Origin of the sequence: Patiriisocius hiemis (assembly GCF_031846325.1) — a bacterium.
GTDB classification, from domain to species: domain Bacteria; phylum Bacteroidota; class Bacteroidia; order Flavobacteriales; family Flavobacteriaceae; genus Patiriisocius_A; species Patiriisocius_A hiemis.
This window is the reverse complement of sequence record NZ_JAVRHZ010000002.1, coordinates 176,064-194,050: the sequence shown is the minus strand read 5'-3', so window position 1 is coordinate 194,050 and position 17,987 is coordinate 176,064. Positions and strand designations below refer to the sequence as shown.

Sequence of the window (17,987 nt, the reverse complement as noted above, 5' to 3'; positions counted from 1 at the left end):
CATTTTACTTTTTAATTTCGATTTCAAACCCAAATGTTACTCAATAGCATCTCCACGAAGTGACCTAAATCGCTTTCGGGCATCTACAAAATATATACTGTCTTTAAAAGTGAAGATAATTTGTTCGTAAAGTTCTTTTGCTTTTTGAGGGTTTTGTAATGGACCTTCATACAATAACGCAAGGCGATAATGGGCATCGTCTGCTAAAATATCATCTCTATAAAGCTCAATAATCTTGTTGTAATTAATTTCGGCTTGGGTAAATTGCTCGTTCTTTTCAAATAATTTGGCTTGCTGTAAAAGGGCTTCGTCTTCAATTTTTTCACCTTTGTGATTTGTTAAAATATCATCCAAGACGGCAATGGCTTCGCTATTTTTATTTTGTAATGCAAGGAGGTCTGCTCTTGCAAATTTTTTAAGTGCTGTTTGAGTAGAATCCTCTAAGGTATTGTCTCTTATCATTAAACTTAATTGCATAGCGTCGTTAGCAATAAGTTGTGAGGCAGATTTTCTAAGTACATCAAGTTGCACTTGTGCCCACTCAAAATCGCCTTTGTAGTAGCTGGTGCGTGCTACTTTAAACCGCGCCTCTTGCGCTAACTTATCATTTTGTACTTTTTTCTGAATTTGAGAATAGTAAATTAATGCTTGGTTAAACTTTTCATCAAACACTAAAATATCTGACAACTCCATTTTTACGCGTGCTTCTTGAAAAGAAGAAAGTCTTTCTTTACTTAATTTTTTAAGATTTGAAATAGCTTGCTCTTTCTTGCCTGCATTAAAAGCAAGAAAATGGTTGTACTCAATCTGAAGCATGTAGGTTTCCTTTCCATACCCAAAATCTTCAAAAAGAGACACAAATTTTTCTTCAATATCATTGTAATCTTTAGGTGTTGCCTTTGCAAGTAATACCTCCATAAGGTATTGATTCCCTCTTATTTTTTCAGGAAGAGTTAAAGATTTTTCAATAATAAAATTGAAGATTTCTTCGGCTACCTCATAGTCTTTCTCGTCGATCGCTGCTCTTGCAACATCTGCAATTCCTCCAAGATCTTCCTCAAAGTCACGCTTATAAATTGCCTTTTCTTGAGTAAATGCTTTTTTAAATTCTTTTTGCTGTACAAAAAGCCAACTTAATAGTTCATTGTATAGAATATCTGGGTTTTCCTGAGATTTCTTTAGCAATGTTTTCCGAAGAATTTTATTAGCTTCATTTTCTGAATCTTCTGTAACATACAAACTAAAATTTCGCTGTGCTACATTTTTGTACATGGGTCTATTTTGAATGATATCTATGTACTTTTCAAACATTAATTGCAGTTTCCCTTGTTCTCCATAGATAGTGGCTAACTGTGGATTAAAATCACGTTCGGGATTTACAATCATTGCTTTTTCGTAGGTCTCAGCAGCTTGGTCTAGCAAACTATATTTTGAAAAAGCAGCTCCAATGTTATAAGCATAGTTTGCATTTTGCTCTAAGTAATCTATTGCTTGTTTATAATGTATGTTGGCTATAGAATCTTTATTTTGTAATGTAGCATTGTAGCCAAGTTCTACCAAAAGTTGAGGAGAGCCTCTACGCGTATTAATGCGTTCTTTAAGAAGAGCTTCGGCTTTATCAAACTCTTCTAGTTGTTGGTGAGACTCTACCATACGTAATAAATAATCTATACGCCCTTTGTTTTGCTTGTAAAGTTTTTTATAGATGTTTATCGCTTTACCATACTCGCCTTGTTCAAAATAATTTTTTGCAAGGATGTCGCTTTGTGCAACTCCAGAGGTACTAAAAAGTAGTATAATTGCTATGATTACTATACGCATAGGATAAAGATAAGGATTACAGTAGTTTTAGGCTATAATCCAGTTGCATCATTTTTTAAATACCTTGAAATTTTCAAGGATTGGTATGTTAGACTCAAAAAAAGTAAGTGATGGAAGTATAACTCTGTCACTTTTGTCTCTTGGATTTTTACTATGAAAGCGTGCTTTTGTTTCATTAAAATCCAGCGTATATTTTTCGTCAATATCGGTTTCTTTGTCTGTAAAAAAAGTGATTATTTTTTTGTCTTGACGCCAAGTCCCTTTTCCATACGTACTTTTTTTGGTCTTATCAATAGAGAAATTTTTTCTGAAATTATGAAACGTAAAAGTACCATCATCTTTAAGGTCTAAGGTTCTAATTAAGGTTTTTCCATCATTTAGGTCAAAATCCTTAACATAAACCCCAGTTAGTTCTTGTCCGTATATTGAAAACGAAAATAGGATTGTAAATAATAATAATGCTGTTTTCATAATTTATAAACAGCAATTATTGCGCCAGTTTTAAAGGCTAAATATTACACTTGTTGCTACTACAAAGTTTAGTCAATCATATCAAATCCGCAATAAGGAACTAATACCTCAGGTATTTTTATTCCATTAGGTGTTTGATAGTTTTCTATAATACCAGCTAAAACCCTTGGTAATGCTAGAGCACTTCCGTTAAGTGTATGTGCTAATTTATTTTTACCATCTTCATCCTTAAAACGAAGTTTTAATCTATTGGCTTGAAAGGTCTCAAAGTTAGATACAGATGAGATTTCTAACCACCTGTCTTGTGCTGTAGAGAAAACTTCAAAATCATATGTTAGTGCAGCTGTAAAGCCTAAATCGCCGCCGCATAATCTAAGAATTCTGTAAGGTAGCTTTAGATCTCTTAAAATATCTTTTACATGCGCTACCATTCCATCCAAAGCTGAATAACTATTATCTGGATGTTCAATTCTTACAATTTCTACTTTATCAAATTGGTGTAGCCTATTGAGCCCCCTTACATGAGCCCCGTAGCTTCCTGCTTCTCTTCTAAAACAAGGTGTGTATCCTGTACAAGTAATAGGGAGTTCTGTATGAGGCATTAAATCACCACGAAACATATTAGTGACAGGAACTTCTGCTGTTGGAATTAGATACAAATCATCTCCAGTCACATGGTACATTTGTCCTTCTTTGTCTGGTAATTGCCCTGTGCCATAACCTGAAGCTTCATTTACTAAAAGTGGTACTTGGTACTCTGTATATCCAGCATTAGTGTTTTTATCTAGAAAATAGCTTATTAGTGCTCGTTGTAATTTTGCTCCTTTTCCTTTATACACAGGAAATCCAGCACCAGTTATTTTTACACCAAGCTCAAAATCTATTAAGTCGTATTTTTTAGCTAACTCCCAATGCGGTAATGCATTTTCTGAAAGTGTTGGAATATCACCTTCGCTAAATACTTCTTCGTTATCATTTTCATCTGTTCCAGCTGGGACAGAACTGTGTGGTATATTAGGAACCGTATACAATAATTCTTGAAGTTGAGCTGCCGCATCATTAAGTTGTTCTTGCAACTGTTTTGAAGTTTCCTTTAGCTCACCTGTTTTTGCTTTTAGTTCATTTGCTTTTTCAACCTCTCCATTTTTAAACAAGTTCCCAATTTCTTTAGAAAACGTATTAGATTGTGAAAGCACTTCGTCAAGCTTTGCTTGTGAACTTCTTCTGTTTTCGTCAGCTTTTAAAATGTTTTCTAAAACAGTTGTTGCATCCAGCCCTCTCTTGGCAAGTGCATCTATGTACTGCTCTTTGTTTTCACGAATTTCGTTTACTTGTAACATGGGTATTATATTAAGAAGGCAAAGTTAGGAAAACGAATGTTTTATCCCTTATTTTTTGGAGTGAATTAGATGTGATTTTAGAACTATCAGAATTATTTTAATATTTCATAAAGCTTGTCAATTAATTTTTCACAAATTCTTCCAAACTCTGTTAAATTATATTTAATATCAAACCCCTTATAAATGTATATGTCTTTAATTAACTCATCTAATTCAAGAGCTTTTTCAAGTTTGTCAAAAATTATAATATGTTTTTTATCATTAAGTTGTTCGAGAGTAAATAAGTCAGTTTCTAAGTCAGTAACCTTTTTAATTATATCAAGTTCAACTTTGTTTACTTTTATATAATTATCGGTGTTTTTCATAAAGTTGTTTGTTTTTATTTATGATGATAGTCATCTGGAGGCGGAAGTATCCAATCGTGATGTTTAAAGTGGTGCCAATCTTCATTGGCTAGATCTACACTTTCGTCAATAAGTGGAAAGTGCTTGCTTCCATTTATGCTCACACGCGCATTAATGTAAACTGCTACATCTTTCCCTTTTTTTGCCTCTGCTTGTTTAATTCGCTGTGCTAATTGCCATAACATATCGGGCTTTGACCTTACAGATCGTTGTTGTTTTTTTGAAAGCAATTTCCTATAGTCGTATCGTTGTTGTTCTCCTGTAGCTTTATCTTTAATAGTTACACTTACTAAACCAGATTTTGAGCGTAGCATCATTCGCCAAGAAAGCCTGTGTCCTTCTTCGGTCCATAACACATCGTCTTTAAAAGTCCAATGTCTTAAAGGAAGTAAAACTTGAAAAACAAAGTAAACCGAGAGTACACCTATTAATGCTTTTTTATAGGATGGAACTTTTACAATTGTTTCGGTAACCAATGGTTTTTTTGGTAAAAAACGTTTGTTGAGCGTTTCCGAAGAAAAGAAAAAGAAAGCAAAAGCAATAGACATATATGGAAAAATACCAATCTGAAACACCACACTATTAAACAAGTGAAATAAAATTGAGATAACAAAACCAAGCAATCGCGTTCGTTTCCATAGTAGTAGAGGTACTATAAGTAAATCGAATAAAATACCAACGTATGCAATGCACCAATGCACCCAATCTAGTTGTAAAAATTCACCAATTAACCAGTAATCTGCTTTGCCAGACATAAACCTTGATGCTACAGTAGTGTCTAACCAGTCTGGATACCACTTTGCAACAGAGGCGTATGTGTACACAATCCAAACTTGTAAAATTAAGATGAGTAATACCCATCTTGGCATTGTATTAGTTTTTATACTAGGGTTTTGTTTTGCATCGAGAGAGAGCCATCCATTGGCAGGTAGAAATACCATTATCCAACAAAGTAGCATCATTAGGTAATAATGATTGTTATAGGATGATTTTTGCATTAGATACACGCAAGTCCACATGAGCGCGTAGCAAAACATACTAAATCGGTATTTGTACCCCAGCATTACAAGTACACCAAAAAAGCCCATTACAGCAAAATAGATGTACATTCCATTTCCAGGCAGGGGTTGTAAAAACTCAAAACCAATAAAATTAAATGTAAACTCAGGGTCTACTAGAGTGCGTTTTACCCATCCTGTTGCTATGGCTCCAAAACCCTCTATAGCAATTAGAAACCCAAAGACAACTCTAAAAAGTACAAGCCCAGTATTATCAATGTATCTAAATAGAAATTTATCCATTGGTTTTTATATAAGCTCTTGCAAATTGCTCATCTTTTTTAATTGCTTCAATAAGTTGGTTTTCGGCACCTGTACCCTCAAACTTTATTTCGTCTCTAATGTATGCCAAAAATTTAAGTTCCAGGTGGCTATTGTACAAGTCATGGTCAAAATCTAGAAAAAAAGTTTCTATGGTTTTTTTGGTTCCCCCTACTGTTGGGTTAGTGCCAATGCTTGTAATTCCATATACCTTTTTGTCTTCAATTATTGCATATACAATATATACTCCTTTTTTTGGGATGAGCTTGTAGTTTTCTTCTACTGCTAGATTTGCTGTAGGAAAGCCCCAAGTCCTTCCTTTGGCTTTTCCTGAAACTACTTTGCCAGTAAGCATAAAAGAGTAGCCTAAATAGTTATTTGCTTTTACAATATCACCTTCTGAAAGGGCTTTTCTAATTTTTGTAGAACTTATAGTTACTTCATTAAGTTCTTGTGCCGTAATTTCTTCAACAGTAAACCCATACGTTTCACCAAACTCCTTTAGGTGTGATATGGTTGCAGTACGATTTCTACCAAAACGATGATCATACCCAATGATTATTTTTTTTGCCTTTAGCTTATTGACTAAAATATCTCTAACATACTCTAGTGCCGTAAGTCTAGAAAATTCTTTGGTAAACGGGTGCACAACTAGATGATCTAGGCCAAAGTTTTCTAGTAGTTGTTTTTTTTCTGAAAGTGTATTAATGAGTTTTAAATCTGCATCACTTTGTAAAACCATTCTAGGATGTGGAAAAAAGGTAAGTAATACTGATTCTAGATCTTCCTTTTCTTCGGAAACTAATAAACGCTTTAAGATGGCCTTATGCCCAATATGTACTCCATCAAAAGTACCAATAGTGACTACACTATTTTTTTGCGAGGTAAAGTTTGAAGCTCCTTTATGTACATTCATATTATTTACCATTAAAAGTGTTCATGGTATTGTTTATTCCAGCTAAACCAAAAGCAGGTATTACCTCTATGCTTTTATCTAGACGCTCTTGTAACTTTGCTTTTTCTTCTTCTGTCCACTCACCTAGAACATAATCTACTTGTCGTCCTTTTGAGAAGGCATCGCTTATCCCAAATCTAAAACGATTATACTTAGTAGTTTGTAATACATTTTGAATGTCTTTTAACCCGTTGTGACCACCATCACTCCCTTTTGTTTTTATACGTAAAGTGCCAAAAGGTAGGTTGAGGTCATCTGTCACAACCAAGAGGTTTTCTTGTGGTATTTTTTCTTTTTCCAACCAGTATTTTACTGCTTTGCCACTCAGGTTCATATACGTGCTTGGCTTTAATAAAATAAAAGTGCGACCTTTCTTTTTATAGGTAGTAATGTCTCCTAGCTTGACTGTTTCCCAAGTTAAAGCCTCTGTATGTGCTAAGTGGTCTACAATTTTAAAACCTATATTATGGCGGGTGTTTTCGTATTTAGGGCCAATATTACCAAGACCAACAATGAGAAATTTTTTCATATCTATTTCTCGCGAAGGCGAGAACTTATTTTGATGTACTTCAATTTTTTCTGAATTCTGTTCTTTCTTTTCTTCTTTTGAAGAAATATTAGGTTTTATTTTAAAAAGCTTCCGAAGAAAATGAAACATAAATTGATAAATCTCTTGTAAAAATAAAAAAAGCATCTCGAATCAACGAGATGCTTTTTGGATTTATTTGTTTGAATAGTGTTATTCAGTTGCAGCTTCTTCAGCTGGCGCGTCGGCACCTTCAGCAGCAGCTTCAGCTCCCTCTTCACCTTCAGCTCCTTCTTCATCTTCTTCATCTTCTTCGTCCACAATAGCAGTACGAGATGTTCTCACTTGAAGAATAGTTCTGTTTTCTTCGTGCATAATCTTATATGCATCATTCATTACAGAAGCAACAGTTCTAATATCACCAATTTTCATTTCAGTAATATCAATTTCGATAAAATCTGGTAAGTTTTCTGGAATAGCTTTTACACGTAATCTACGGTTTACAATTCGTAATACTCCACCATTTTTAACTCCTCTAGAGTTACCAACAACACGAACAGGGATTTCCATCATTACTTCTTTATCATCAAAAATTTGATAAAAGTCTGCATGTAAAATTCTGTCTGTTACTGGGTGAAATTGAATGTCTTGTAAAACTGCTTTTACTTTTGAGCCGTCACCTAACTCAACTACAACTGTATGCACGTCTGGTGTGTACACAAGTTTGTTGAAGGCCAGTTCATCTGCTGAAAAGTGAATAGGCTCATCTCCTCCGTACACTACGCAAGGAACCTTTCCAGCATTACGTAAGGCTTTGGTAGCTACCTTGCCCACGCTTTCTCTTTTAAGTCCGTTAATTGTAATTGATTTCATTTTGAAATTTTAAATTTTTATAATCGCTTAGCTTTTAAGCGGCTGCAAATGTAAAACATTTAAAACAAAGACAAAAGAAAAGAAGACTGAAAAGATGTATAAATCTTACATCAAAAACTTAGAGCTAATAGACTTATTCTCATTTACACTTAACATTACATCTGCAAAAAGTGAAGCACAACTAAGCACTCTTACTTTGTTGCTTTCTTGGCGAAGTGGAATTGAGTCTGTTACAATAAGCTCTTCTAGCTTTGAGTTTTCTATTCTTTCATAGGCATTTCCTGATAAGATAGGGTGTGTACAAATAGCACGAACACTAAGGGCGCCACGTTCCATCATAAGGTCTGCTGCTTTAGTTAAGGTTCCAGCAGTATCTACCATGTCATCTACTAGGACTACATTTTTTCCTTGTACATCACCAATTAACTCCATGTGCGATATGACATTTGCTTTTGCTCGTTGTTTGTAACAAATAACTACGTCACTTTCAAGCGCTTTAGAATATGCATAGGCTCTTTTACTTCCTCCCATATCTGGAGATGCAATAGTAAGGTTAGGCAAATTAAGCTCCTTTAAATAGGGTAGAAAAATAGTAGAAGCAAAAAGGTGGTCTACAGGTTTTTCGAAAAAACCTTGAATCTGGTCTGCGTGTAAATCCATTGTAATAATACGTGTAGCTCCAGCAGTTTCAAGCATTTTTGCAACCAGTTTTGCCGCAATAGGGACTCTAGGCTTGTCTTTACGGTCTTGCCTTGCCCACCCAAAATATGGTAATACAGCGGTAATATGTCTTGCCGAAGCTCGTTTTGCAGCATCAAGCATCAATAGCATTTCCATTAAATGGTCACTATTTGGGTGTGTAGACCCAATAATAAATACACGACTTCCACGAACCGATTCCTCAAAAGATGGCTGAAACTCTCCATCACTATATGTGGATGTAATGACGTTTCCTAGAGGAGCGCCAAACTCCTTTGCAATAGCTCGAGATAATACTTCACTTTGCTTACACGTAAAAAGTTTAGGTTCTGGAATAGGCACAGACATAGTAATGAGTTTTGGTTGATGTCACAAATGTATATCAATTGCTATTGCTACAAAAAAAATGAAATTACGATTTACTAACAATTTATTACATTTTGTTTATTTTTGTCGCCCTCTTAACGCTCAAGTGGCGGAATTGGTAGACGCGCTGGATTCAAAATCCAGTTCCTTCGGGAGTGTGGGTTCGATTCCCACCTTGAGTACAAAAAGCCTCAGATTATCTGAGGCTTTTCTTTATATTAGCTGAAACAGTTAGTGGTCTAGTGTTTAACTATCCTTTTAGTAGTTGTTTGTCTATTTCCTTTAAGAGTGAGTAAATAAACTCCCTTTGATATAGAAGAGAGGTTTATAGATTTATTATAAATACCTTCTTGTAATAATTTACCAGTTACGGAGTAAACTTGATAGCTTTCAATTAATTCTGAATTTGCTATTGAGATTTCATTTACAAAAGGGTTTGGATATACAACAACCTCATTTAATTCATTCTCGTTAACTCCTAGTGTTTCAAGGGCATATCGTGAGAAAAACACATCAAAAAATCCATTATTACCCTGAGTATCTACACCACTAAAGGGGTTAAAGTCCATATCACTACTTCTGTATGATCCATTTGTAATAATGTCACCATTGGTATTAAACCTAATTTGTGGATTAGTTTCTGCTTGAGAACCTCCAACGGTCCAATGGTTTACATATTCTCCTGCAGTATTATTGATAACATAAAATAAATCTACATTACCATTTGAAGTAGTTTCTTCTGTACCAGAACCTAAGTCAAAATCTGAAGTACCAATAAACTCACCAGCTGCATAGATTTGTCCATCTGCATCTTCAACAATTGAATAGATAGCTTCAAGATTCTCGTTACCTTCTCCTCCTGTAATATAAGCACTCTGAAAGTTTCCATTAGTATCAAAAACACTATAAAATGCATCCCAATCACCATTTGAAGTTACTTCATTTGTGCTAGCTCCAGGGTCAAAATCTACTGTTCCTGAAAACATCCCACCTAAATAAATCCCTGAAGAAAGGATACTTACAGTTTCAGCAATATCAAGTCCTGCACCTCCAAATGCGGCACCCCAGATGTAGTTTCCACCTGTATCAACTTTAGTAATAAATATATCGTCATCACCATTTGTCGAAAATATATCTGTATTAGTTCCATCTGTATCTAGATCTACTTCATTTTCGAAGCTACCTACTAAGACTAAGTTTCCGTCAGCGTCAAACTGCATATCATCTACTCTTACATGTCCATTAGCACCATCGTAGGTTTTTACCCAAATAAAATCACCATTGTTATCTAGTTTTACCAAAAAACCATCGGTTGTAGATCCTCCATCAACTGATAAGATAGTTTCTTCGTCTGATGGGTCTGGGTCAAAGTCTGCAAAAGCAAAAGAACCAGCAACATATATGTTTCCATCTGAGTCAACTTCAATTGTATGTGAATCTTCGTTAGCGCCTGCACCTGATGGATTACTTATTTGCCAAGCATTTACAAAATCACGATTACTGTCTAGTTTAATAATAAAACAATCGCGACTTGCAATAGGCGAAAGTTGTTCTAGTAAAAATTCGTTAGGCCCTGGGTCTGCATCAAAAGCATTAGGTCCTGCACCTTGAAAATAACCAGTTATAAATATATTGTCATTGGCGTCAACGGCTACATCTATAGCTGCATCATCTAATTGGCCACCAAAGCCCTGAATTCCCGTTGGAGTTCCATTTTCGTTATGAAAAGATAAAAATGCATCGGCATTACCACCTTGCCAGGTAGTACTTTCAGATCCAACTGTTAGCGTGCCAGAATATAAGCCAGCACTATAAATATTACCATTGCTATCTACAGCCGAATTTATTAAAATATCTATACTTGATGCACCAAAAGTGTTTGTTTCAAAATAATCTTGGGCTACGGCAACATTTGCCAGTAAAAGAAATATGATTGTTCTTGTAATAGTTTTCATGATTTATTTTTAAAATTTAATTTTCAATTTAAATTGAATTCTAAGCCAACACCGCGTATACTGGCTATTTCAATGTTTTTGTCTTCTTTTAAATATTTTCTCAACCTGCTAACAAACACATCCATGCTTCGTCCTGAAAAGAAGTCTGTTTTGCCCCAGACATGAGCCAAAACTTCTTCTCGTGTTATAACACTATTTTTGTTTTGAAAAAGGTAGTAGAGTAGTTTGGCTTCTCTACTAGTTAATTTTTTTGAATTTTCATTAATACTTAACTTTAGGTTTCCAAAATCGAAATTGTAGTTGCCAATAGCTATAATGTCTTTTTCTGGTATTTCTGAAAAGACGTTTTGTCGTTCGGTCCTTGATATAATATTTTTAATTCTATATACTAGTTCTTCGGCTTCAAAAGGTTTTACAACATAGTCATCTGCACCTAACTTTAACCCTTTAATTTTGTCTTCTTTTGTTTTACGAGCTGTTAGAAATAATAGAGGTACTTCTGGAGTGCTTTCTACTAATTTTTCAGCTAGAGTAAAGCCATCCATTTTTGGCATCATAACATCAATTATAAACAAATTGTATGCGCCTTTGTTTGATAAGGATAACCCTTCAAGCCCATCTTTTCCCCAAGTCACTTTAAAATTATTTAGCTCAAGGTATTGCTTTAACATAGTGCCAAAATCAAAATCATCTTCTACCAATAAGATATGTTTCTTTTTCATTGCGCCACGGGGATATTAATAGTAAAAGTTGTTCCTTTATTTTTTTTGCTTTCTACAGTAATTTGACTGTTGTGAGCTTTCACAATTTGAGCGGTATAGTATAGCCCAAGTCCAAGCCCTTTATAATTATGGGTGTCCTTCTCACCTTGAGCACGATAAAATTTCTCGAAAATGAATTTTTGGTATTTTGGCTCAATCCCAATACCGTTATCAGTAATTTTAATTAGGTGACAAACAGATTTATGGTCAATTGTGTAAGAGACCAATAGTTGCGTTCCACCATATTTTATAGCATTATTGAGTATGTTTAGTATTGCTGTGCTTATGTGAAACTTATCGGCAAGCATTAGAACTCCTGTTTTATCAATAGCACGTTCTATAGCGATTTCTTTATCTAAGCCAAGTTCATAATCATTCAACAATTCATTTAAAAATACAGAGGCGTTTATTTCTTCTTTATTCAATTTTATCTCATTATACCCCAGACTATTTTTAAGTACTTGATCTATGAGGTTTTGAAGTCTGGTATTTTGTCTTTCTATTACCTTGATGGTGTCTGTCACCATGCTAGTAGTTTTGTTGGCTAGCACTTTATTAGATAAGGTTTTAGTAGCTAAGGACAATGTTGTTAAGGGTGTTTTTAATTCATGTGTAATATTGTTTATAAAATCTGTTTTAATGGCAGCTATTCTTTTTTGCTTAAATAAATTTTGAATAGAATAAAACAATAAGCTTACAACGAACAAGAATAGAAAACTGGATAGTATAAGTAAACCGGACATTTCTCTAAACAATAGGTTATTCCAGTTTGAAATGCTCATGTATATACTTGACTTAAAATTTAATGTTTTTTCTTCTGTGTCATCTGTTTTTTCAAATGTAATCGCATCCTGCCAAGTACTATTGTTAATTAAGATAGCATCAGAATTTGAGAACCTTTCTCCAACCAACAGTATAGTGTCGTTTTTTTCTGAAATATCATAAATAAGTGACTTGCTTTGTAGTGAATCACTTAAATTAATGCTGTTCACTATTTTTTTAAATTGAATTTTATAATCTTGCGTAGTTTCAGCCAACTTAGAGTTAAAAATTTCCATAAACCCATAATTTATTGAAGTAGATTTGTCTTGCAGTTTCTTTAGCAAGCTATCTTTCGATAAATTTCCTGCTTCATAAGATTTAAGGTTATCTTTAAAATCTGTTCGATACAGCCACATAATGGAGTCTAATTCCGGTGTGTTATATACTTTGGCAATTGCATTTCTAGCATCTATTGTGTAGGTTTTTTTCTTTAATTGATATGTATTATAAATTAAGTACCCCTGTATAGCAATTAAAGCTACTAGAGTTACTACAGATAGTAAAATCAAAGATTTGATTTTGAAACGCATGGCTCAAATGTAAGTCAAGAACAATGAAAAAAAGAAAAATAAATAATACATTAACCTTACGTTAACCTAACTAGGAATGTTGAAAATCAACAAACTAGATGGTTTTTAAAATTGAGTGTCACAATTGTACATACGTTATTAATGATTTGTTTTATGTAATTGTTTACAAATGTCTTAGTAAAAATAATTTGTCTTTTTCTATCTTTACACGTCGTTCAAAACGAGGATGCTACTATGCAAGATTTTTCATTTTATTTTTCATTGGGATTAGAACATGTGCTGGACTGGAAGGCCTATGACCACGTTTTGTTTTTATTGGTTTTAGCGGCGGTATACACCTTTACTTCTTGGAAGAAATTACTGCTTATGGTCACGGTATTTACCGTTGGACATACCATTTCTTTATTGTTGGCACACTATGATGTTGTTTCCGTAAATACAGGTCTAATAGAATGTCTAATACCCATAACCATTGCGATAACAGCTATCGCTAATTTTTTCACTAAGGGAAACAAAGTATCCAGTACTTGGATAACTTTATATATAATAACTACTTTGTTTTTTGGTTTAATTCACGGTTTTGGCTTTGCTACTTACTACAAAATGATAGCTCCTGAAAACGAAGTAATTTCATTACTAGGTTTTGCTGCTGGAGTAGAGATCTCTCAGGTTATTGTTGTGTTATGTGTACTTATTTTGGCGTATTTATTTCAAGGTCTTTTTAAAGTACGACAACGAGAGTGGGTGTTGGTAGTTTCGGCAATTGTGATAGGAAGAGTGTTACCTATGCTAGCAGAAAACTGTTTACTGTAACTATTTTAACAGCACTTTATAGTATTAAATGTAACTTCCTGTTACTTTCGCTACTAACTTTGTAATTCAATATGAGTAAGAAAAAACAATTAAAGTACGACATCGCATACCTGCGTATGGCAAAAGAATGGAGTAAGTTGTCTTATTGTAAAAGAAAACAAGTTGGCGCACTTATTGTGAAAGATAAAATGATAATTAGTGATGGGTATAATGGTACTCCAACTGGTTTCGAAAATTTTTGCGAAGACGAAGAAGGATACACAAAATGGTATGTATTACACGCAGAAGCAAATGCTATTTTAAAAGTTGCCTCGTCTACACAATCCTGTAAAGGAGCTACACTATATATTACAATGTCGCCCTGCCAACAATGTAGTAAATTAATACATCAGGCTGGAATTTCTAGATTAGTATATCTGGACGGTTATAAAGATGATTCTGGTATAAAATTTTTAGAAAAAGCGGGCGTTAGCATAACACATATAAAAGATATAGACGTATAATGAAGTTCCACAAAAAGTATATTCCCTTATTACTTGGACTTGCTATTGCAGGCGGAATTTTTATTGGCTCTAAACTCAACTTTACGGATACTAACGAAAAAATATTTGCTACCAATTCCAAAAAAGATAAACTAAACAGACTTATAGATTACATAGATTACGAGTACGTTGATCAGGTAAATACAGATAGCATTGTGGACGTAACTGTAAACGGAATACTGGAAAACTTAGACCCGCACTCAGTTTACATTCCTGTGGATGATTATGAAGATAGCGCTAACGAAATGCGAGGAAATTTTGTTGGGATTGGCGTAAGCTTTTATCCCTATCGAGATTCTATTGCTGTAATTAGAGCTATTGAAGGTGGTCCAGCATCTGTTGCTGGAATAAAAGGGGGTGATAGAATTTTATACGCAGATGGAGTTAAGCTTTTTGGAGAAGGGATTGATAGAGATAGTATATCTAATTATTTAAAAGGAGAAAAAAACTCTAAGGTAGAATTAAAAGTTTATCGAAAGAACGAGGATGAAATAATTACTCTTAACGTAAGAAGAGCAGATGTCCCTCTTATAAGTATAGACGCTTCCTACATGGTTAATGATGAGGTGGGTTATATAAAAATCAATCGTTTTTCTGAAACTACATATGATGAGTTTGATGAAGCATTAGATGATTTGAGAGATCAAGGAGTAAAGAGTCTAATTGTTGACTTAAGAGGAAATCCTGGCGGATATATTGGAGTTACCGAAGAGATTGTTGATGAATTTTTAAAAGATGACAAACTAGTTTTGATTACTAGAAATAAGGCAGGGGAAGAACAAAAAACCTTCGCAACTAAAAAAGGCTCTTTTGAAGATAACAAAGTATATGTTCTCATCAACGAAAACTCTGCATCGGCAAGTGAGATTTTAGCTGGCGCACTTCAGGATAATGACAGAGGTGTTATAGTTGGTAGAAGATCTTTTGGTAAAGGGCTTGTGCAACGTGAAATGGCATTAGGAGATGGAAGCGCTGTACGACTCACAATTGCAAGGTATTACACCCCAACAGGCAGGTCTATCCAGCGTCCATATGGTAATGGAAATGGTGATTATTACAAAGATTATCAAGAACGTTACGATAATGGAGAGTTGTTGAGTGTAGATAGCATTCAAGTAGCAGATTCTCTAAAATTTGTGACCCCTAAGGGTAAAGTAGTCTATGGCGGCGGAGGCATTATTCCAGATGTTTTTGTGCCAAAAGATACAAGTGTTGAAAGCGAAACTCTTCAGTATGTTTCTAGAAGCGGATTTATGAATTACTTTATTTTCGAATACTTAGAGAATGAAGATCACAGAAAGCAATTTGATGGTATGAACTTTAAAGCGTTTTCTGAAAATTATGAAGTGCCACAAAGCCTTTCAGAAGAGTTTATAGAATATGCTCGCTTTAATGAAGCACAAATTGACCTAACTGGTAATTATGCTGAAAGACTTAAAAAAGCATTAAAGGCTAATATTGCTGAACAACTCTATGGTCCCAACGAGTTTGAGTTTATCTTAAATCAAGATGATGCCATGATTCAAAAAGTATTGGAGCTGGAGTATCCTATTGAACAAGACCAAGAGTAATTTCCATTATAATTTTAATATTTAACGGTACCCAAACGGGTGTTTTTCACATGGCTGATTGTTAGTAAATTAGTATCTTTATTATCTAACTAATTAAATACAATCATTATGAAAAAATTAGCCCTACTTGCAATCCTTTCAGTATTTGTGTTTGGATGCAAGGACAACCCCGTAAGTAAAAAAATTAAAGAGACTAAAAATGCTGTAAGTAATTCTAAAAAAGCTGTAGATGAGCTTAATACCATGCAGGAAGATATTAAAGAGTTACAACAGGAAGAACCTCTCACAAACGAAGAAATGAAATCTTGGCTCCCAGAAGAAGTACTAGGAATGAAAAGAACTGCCTATAAAGCTGGGCAGGTTTCTTATATGAAAATTGCAAATATCGAAGCTACTTACTCTAACGAGGACAAGTCACAATCTATAACTGTTAATGTAATGGATGGAGCTGGTGAGATAGGAGCTTCTGCTACAGCAGGAGCAAGAATGCTTTTGTCAATGGATATGGAGGAAGAGACCGAAACATACACCAAAAGGACAGTTAAAAAAGACAATATAAAAGCTATGGAGGAGTACCAAAAAAAGAATAATAAAACAATTATTCAGTTAATGTATGGTAAGCGCTTTTACGTTCAAGTAACTGGAAAGGGAATGAATGTTGAAGAAACTTGGGACGCAGTTGATAATCTTGACTTAGAAGATTTAGGTTAGTTTCTACCCTGTTTTTTATGAATTTTTTTTGAAACTAATAAAATAGCAAGGAGCAATATAGTACATGCCGATGCCAAAATGCTAATGGCAGCAATCATACTATCTCCTTCAAATAGAGCTTCAAAATTTAATTTGGTAACATTAAAAATAATAAGCCCAAGAGCGATAAGGATTAGTGCGTAGATTAAATTTTTCATAGTATTAATTAAATAGTTCTTGGATGTTGGATGTAAATAGCTTTACTGCAATAGCAAGTAAAATTACACCAAAAATCTTTTCGATAATTGCAATACCGTTTTTGCCTAAAAACCTCTGAAGTTTATTGGAGGTTTTTAAAACTATAAAAACGACTACTACGTTTACAATAATCGCTACAATAATGTTTTCTAGTGCAAATTCTGCACGTAATGATAAAAGTGTAGTTAAACTTCCTGGACCTGCTACAATTGGAAAAGCAATAGGGAAAACCGTAGCCATTTCTAGATTGGTTTCATTCTGTTTAAAAAGCTTAATTCCCAATACCATTTCTATGGCAATAAAAAATAGAATAAAGGCACCCGCAACAGCAAATTCGTAAACATTAATTCCAATTAGTTTAAGAATTTCTTCACCAATAAATAAGAATACCGTTAATACAATAGCTGCAATTATTGAGGCGCGACCACTTTTTATTTTCCCAGATTTTTCACGTAAAGAAATAATAATTGGAATACTTCCCACAATGTCAATAACGGCAAAAAGTACCATAGTGGCTGTAGCAATCTCTTTAAAATTAAGGTTCATAACACTTCTTTTTAAATACTATGCAAAATTAGTCTTTTTAAAGAGGGTATGGTGATTAAAAGGGATGAATTTTTCTTTAATCTATAACAAGATTCAATCTTTAATTTTGGTTTCGGTTTCGATTACAAAAAGCATAGCTTTGCAACTATGTTTCAGTTAGGAAAAACAATCGTTTCAGAAGATATAATAGAAAAAGAGTTTGTCTGTAACCTTTCTGCATGCAAAGGTGCTTGCTGTATTGAAGGTGAGGCTGGTGCTCCTGTCACTAAAGATGAGGTGACTATTTTAAAAAATATTTATTCTAAAGTAAAACCCTTTTTGCGTGAAGAAGGTATTCAAGCTATTGAGAAGCAAGGCACTCATATTACTAGCGATCTTGATGAGTTAGAAACTCCTTTGGTAAACGGTAAGGAATGTGCGTATGTTACTTTTTCAGAAAATGGAACGGCAGGCTGCGGTATTGAAGATGCCTATAATGCGGGTGAAATTGACTTTAGAAAACCTATTTCATGTCATTTATATCCTGTGCGTATTCAAGAGTATAGTGAGTTTGCTGCAGTAAACTATCATAAATGGCCTATCTGTGATGATGCTTGTAGTCTTGGAAAAGAGTTACAAGTCCCTGTATACAAATTTGTGAAAGATGCCTTGATTAGAAGGTTTGGGGAGGATTGGTATTTGGGCTTAGAAAAAGTAGCCCAGCAACATGAATAAACCTCAAAACC

Annotated in this window: 19 protein-coding genes and 1 tRNA gene; 6 read left to right on the top strand and 14 right to left on the bottom strand. The window is 34.2% G+C overall.

Translation table 11 applies throughout. The features are described from left to right. Positions 1-36 precede the first annotated feature (36 nt). The 9 genes from RM538_RS05015 to RM538_RS04975 all read right to left on the bottom strand — a co-directional run bounded on the left by RM538_RS05015 (position 37) and on the right by RM538_RS04975 (position 8,756). A complete protein-coding gene (locus RM538_RS05015) occupies positions 37-1,821 on the bottom strand; it encodes a tetratricopeptide repeat protein (protein WP_311332307.1) in 1,785 nt (594 codons plus the stop codon). Positions 1,822-1,869: 48 nt separating this feature from the next. Beyond that, the gene (locus RM538_RS05010) at positions 1,870-2,292 is read right to left on the bottom strand and encodes a hypothetical protein (protein ID WP_311332306.1); all 423 of its coding nucleotides are present in this window, start codon (positions 2,290-2,292) and stop codon (positions 1,870-1,872) included. 68 nt (positions 2,293-2,360) lie between these two features. Continuing rightward, positions 2,361-3,632, bottom strand: coding sequence for a serine--tRNA ligase (gene serS, locus RM538_RS05005; RefSeq protein WP_311332305.1), 1,272 nt, complete (start codon positions 3,630-3,632; stop codon positions 2,361-2,363). Between the two features lie 92 nt (positions 3,633-3,724). Next, complete coding sequence (locus RM538_RS05000) at positions 3,725-3,997, bottom strand: hypothetical protein (RefSeq protein ID WP_311332304.1); 273 nt, start codon at positions 3,995-3,997, stop codon at positions 3,725-3,727. A gap of 14 nt (positions 3,998-4,011) precedes the next feature. Then, positions 4,012-5,337 (bottom strand): HTTM domain-containing protein, encoded by a 1,326-nt coding sequence (locus tag RM538_RS04995; protein WP_311332303.1) that lies wholly within the window; start codon positions 5,335-5,337, stop codon positions 4,012-4,014. Continuing rightward, positions 5,330-6,271 carry a bifunctional riboflavin kinase/FAD synthetase gene (locus RM538_RS04990; protein ID WP_311332302.1) on the bottom strand — a complete coding sequence of 314 codons (942 nt, stop codon included), beginning with the start codon at positions 6,269-6,271 and terminating at the stop codon, positions 5,330-5,332. The genes RM538_RS04995 and RM538_RS04990 overlap by 8 nt, the downstream gene beginning before the upstream one ends. Position 6,272: 1 nt before the next feature. After that, on the bottom strand, positions 6,273-6,968 hold the full coding sequence (gene pth / locus RM538_RS04985; RefSeq protein ID WP_432279796.1) for an aminoacyl-tRNA hydrolase: 696 nt from the start codon (positions 6,966-6,968) through the stop codon (positions 6,273-6,275). An 81-nt stretch (positions 6,969-7,049) separates the two neighbouring features. Then, positions 7,050-7,709, bottom strand: a complete 660-nt coding sequence (locus RM538_RS04980; RefSeq protein ID WP_311332301.1) for a 50S ribosomal protein L25/general stress protein Ctc — start codon at positions 7,707-7,709, stop codon at positions 7,050-7,052. A 105-nt stretch (positions 7,710-7,814) separates the two neighbouring features. After that, positions 7,815-8,756, bottom strand: a complete 942-nt coding sequence (locus tag RM538_RS04975; RefSeq protein ID WP_311332300.1) for a ribose-phosphate pyrophosphokinase — start codon at positions 8,754-8,756, stop codon at positions 7,815-7,817. Between the two features lie 118 nt (positions 8,757-8,874). On the opposite strand from RM538_RS04975, the gene RM538_RS04970 reads away from it, so the two are divergent. Next, a tRNA-Leu gene (locus RM538_RS04970) sits at positions 8,875-8,956 on the top strand. 57 nt (positions 8,957-9,013) lie between these two features. Here the strand turns inward: RM538_RS04970 and RM538_RS04965 are convergent. The 3 genes from RM538_RS04965 to RM538_RS04955 are packed head-to-tail and all read right to left on the bottom strand — an operon-like array spanning position 9,014 to position 12,821. After that, on the bottom strand, positions 9,014-10,729 hold the full coding sequence (locus tag RM538_RS04965; protein WP_311332299.1) for a T9SS type A sorting domain-containing protein: 1,716 nt from the start codon (positions 10,727-10,729) through the stop codon (positions 9,014-9,016). Between the two features lie 23 nt (positions 10,730-10,752). Next, positions 10,753-11,451 carry a response regulator transcription factor gene (locus tag RM538_RS04960; protein WP_311332298.1) on the bottom strand — a complete coding sequence of 233 codons (699 nt, stop codon included), beginning with the start codon at positions 11,449-11,451 and terminating at the stop codon, positions 10,753-10,755. Continuing rightward, positions 11,448-12,821 carry a sensor histidine kinase gene (locus tag RM538_RS04955; protein ID WP_311332297.1) on the bottom strand — a complete coding sequence of 458 codons (1,374 nt, stop codon included), beginning with the start codon at positions 12,819-12,821 and terminating at the stop codon, positions 11,448-11,450. The genes RM538_RS04960 and RM538_RS04955 overlap by 4 nt, the downstream gene beginning before the upstream one ends. Before the next feature lie 204 nt (positions 12,822-13,025). On the opposite strand from RM538_RS04955, the gene RM538_RS04950 reads away from it, so the two are divergent. From RM538_RS04950 to RM538_RS04935, 4 genes are all read left to right on the top strand, one after another. Continuing rightward, the gene (locus tag RM538_RS04950; protein ID WP_489753167.1) at positions 13,026-13,655 is read left to right on the top strand and encodes a HupE/UreJ family protein; all 630 of its coding nucleotides are present in this window, start codon (positions 13,026-13,028) and stop codon (positions 13,653-13,655) included. A gap of 71 nt (positions 13,656-13,726) precedes the next feature. After that, the gene (locus RM538_RS04945; protein ID WP_311332295.1) at positions 13,727-14,158 is read left to right on the top strand and encodes a deoxycytidylate deaminase; all 432 of its coding nucleotides are present in this window, start codon (positions 13,727-13,729) and stop codon (positions 14,156-14,158) included. Then, the gene (locus RM538_RS04940; RefSeq protein WP_311332294.1) at positions 14,158-15,768 is read left to right on the top strand and encodes a S41 family peptidase; all 1,611 of its coding nucleotides are present in this window, start codon (positions 14,158-14,160) and stop codon (positions 15,766-15,768) included. The genes RM538_RS04945 and RM538_RS04940 overlap by 1 nt, the downstream gene beginning before the upstream one ends. Before the next feature lie 108 nt (positions 15,769-15,876). Next, entirely contained in the window at positions 15,877-16,479 is a 603-nt protein-coding gene (locus tag RM538_RS04935) for a hypothetical protein (protein ID WP_311332293.1), read from the top strand. Here RM538_RS04935 and RM538_RS04930 read toward each other — a convergent pair. Both RM538_RS04930 and RM538_RS04925 read right to left on the bottom strand, forming a co-directional pair. Next, positions 16,476-16,676, bottom strand: coding sequence for a hypothetical protein (locus RM538_RS04930; RefSeq protein ID WP_311332292.1), 201 nt, complete (start codon positions 16,674-16,676; stop codon positions 16,476-16,478). The genes RM538_RS04935 and RM538_RS04930 overlap by 4 nt on opposite strands. A gap of 4 nt (positions 16,677-16,680) precedes the next feature. Further along, the gene (locus tag RM538_RS04925; RefSeq protein WP_311332291.1) at positions 16,681-17,262 is read right to left on the bottom strand and encodes a MarC family protein; all 582 of its coding nucleotides are present in this window, start codon (positions 17,260-17,262) and stop codon (positions 16,681-16,683) included. Positions 17,263-17,409: 147 nt separating this feature from the next. Here RM538_RS04925 and RM538_RS04920 point away from each other — a divergent pair, with 147 nt between their 5' ends. Continuing rightward, entirely contained in the window at positions 17,410-17,976 is a 567-nt protein-coding gene (locus tag RM538_RS04920; RefSeq protein ID WP_311332290.1) for a DUF3109 family protein, read from the top strand. The last annotated feature ends 11 nt before the right edge of the window (positions 17,977-17,987 follow it).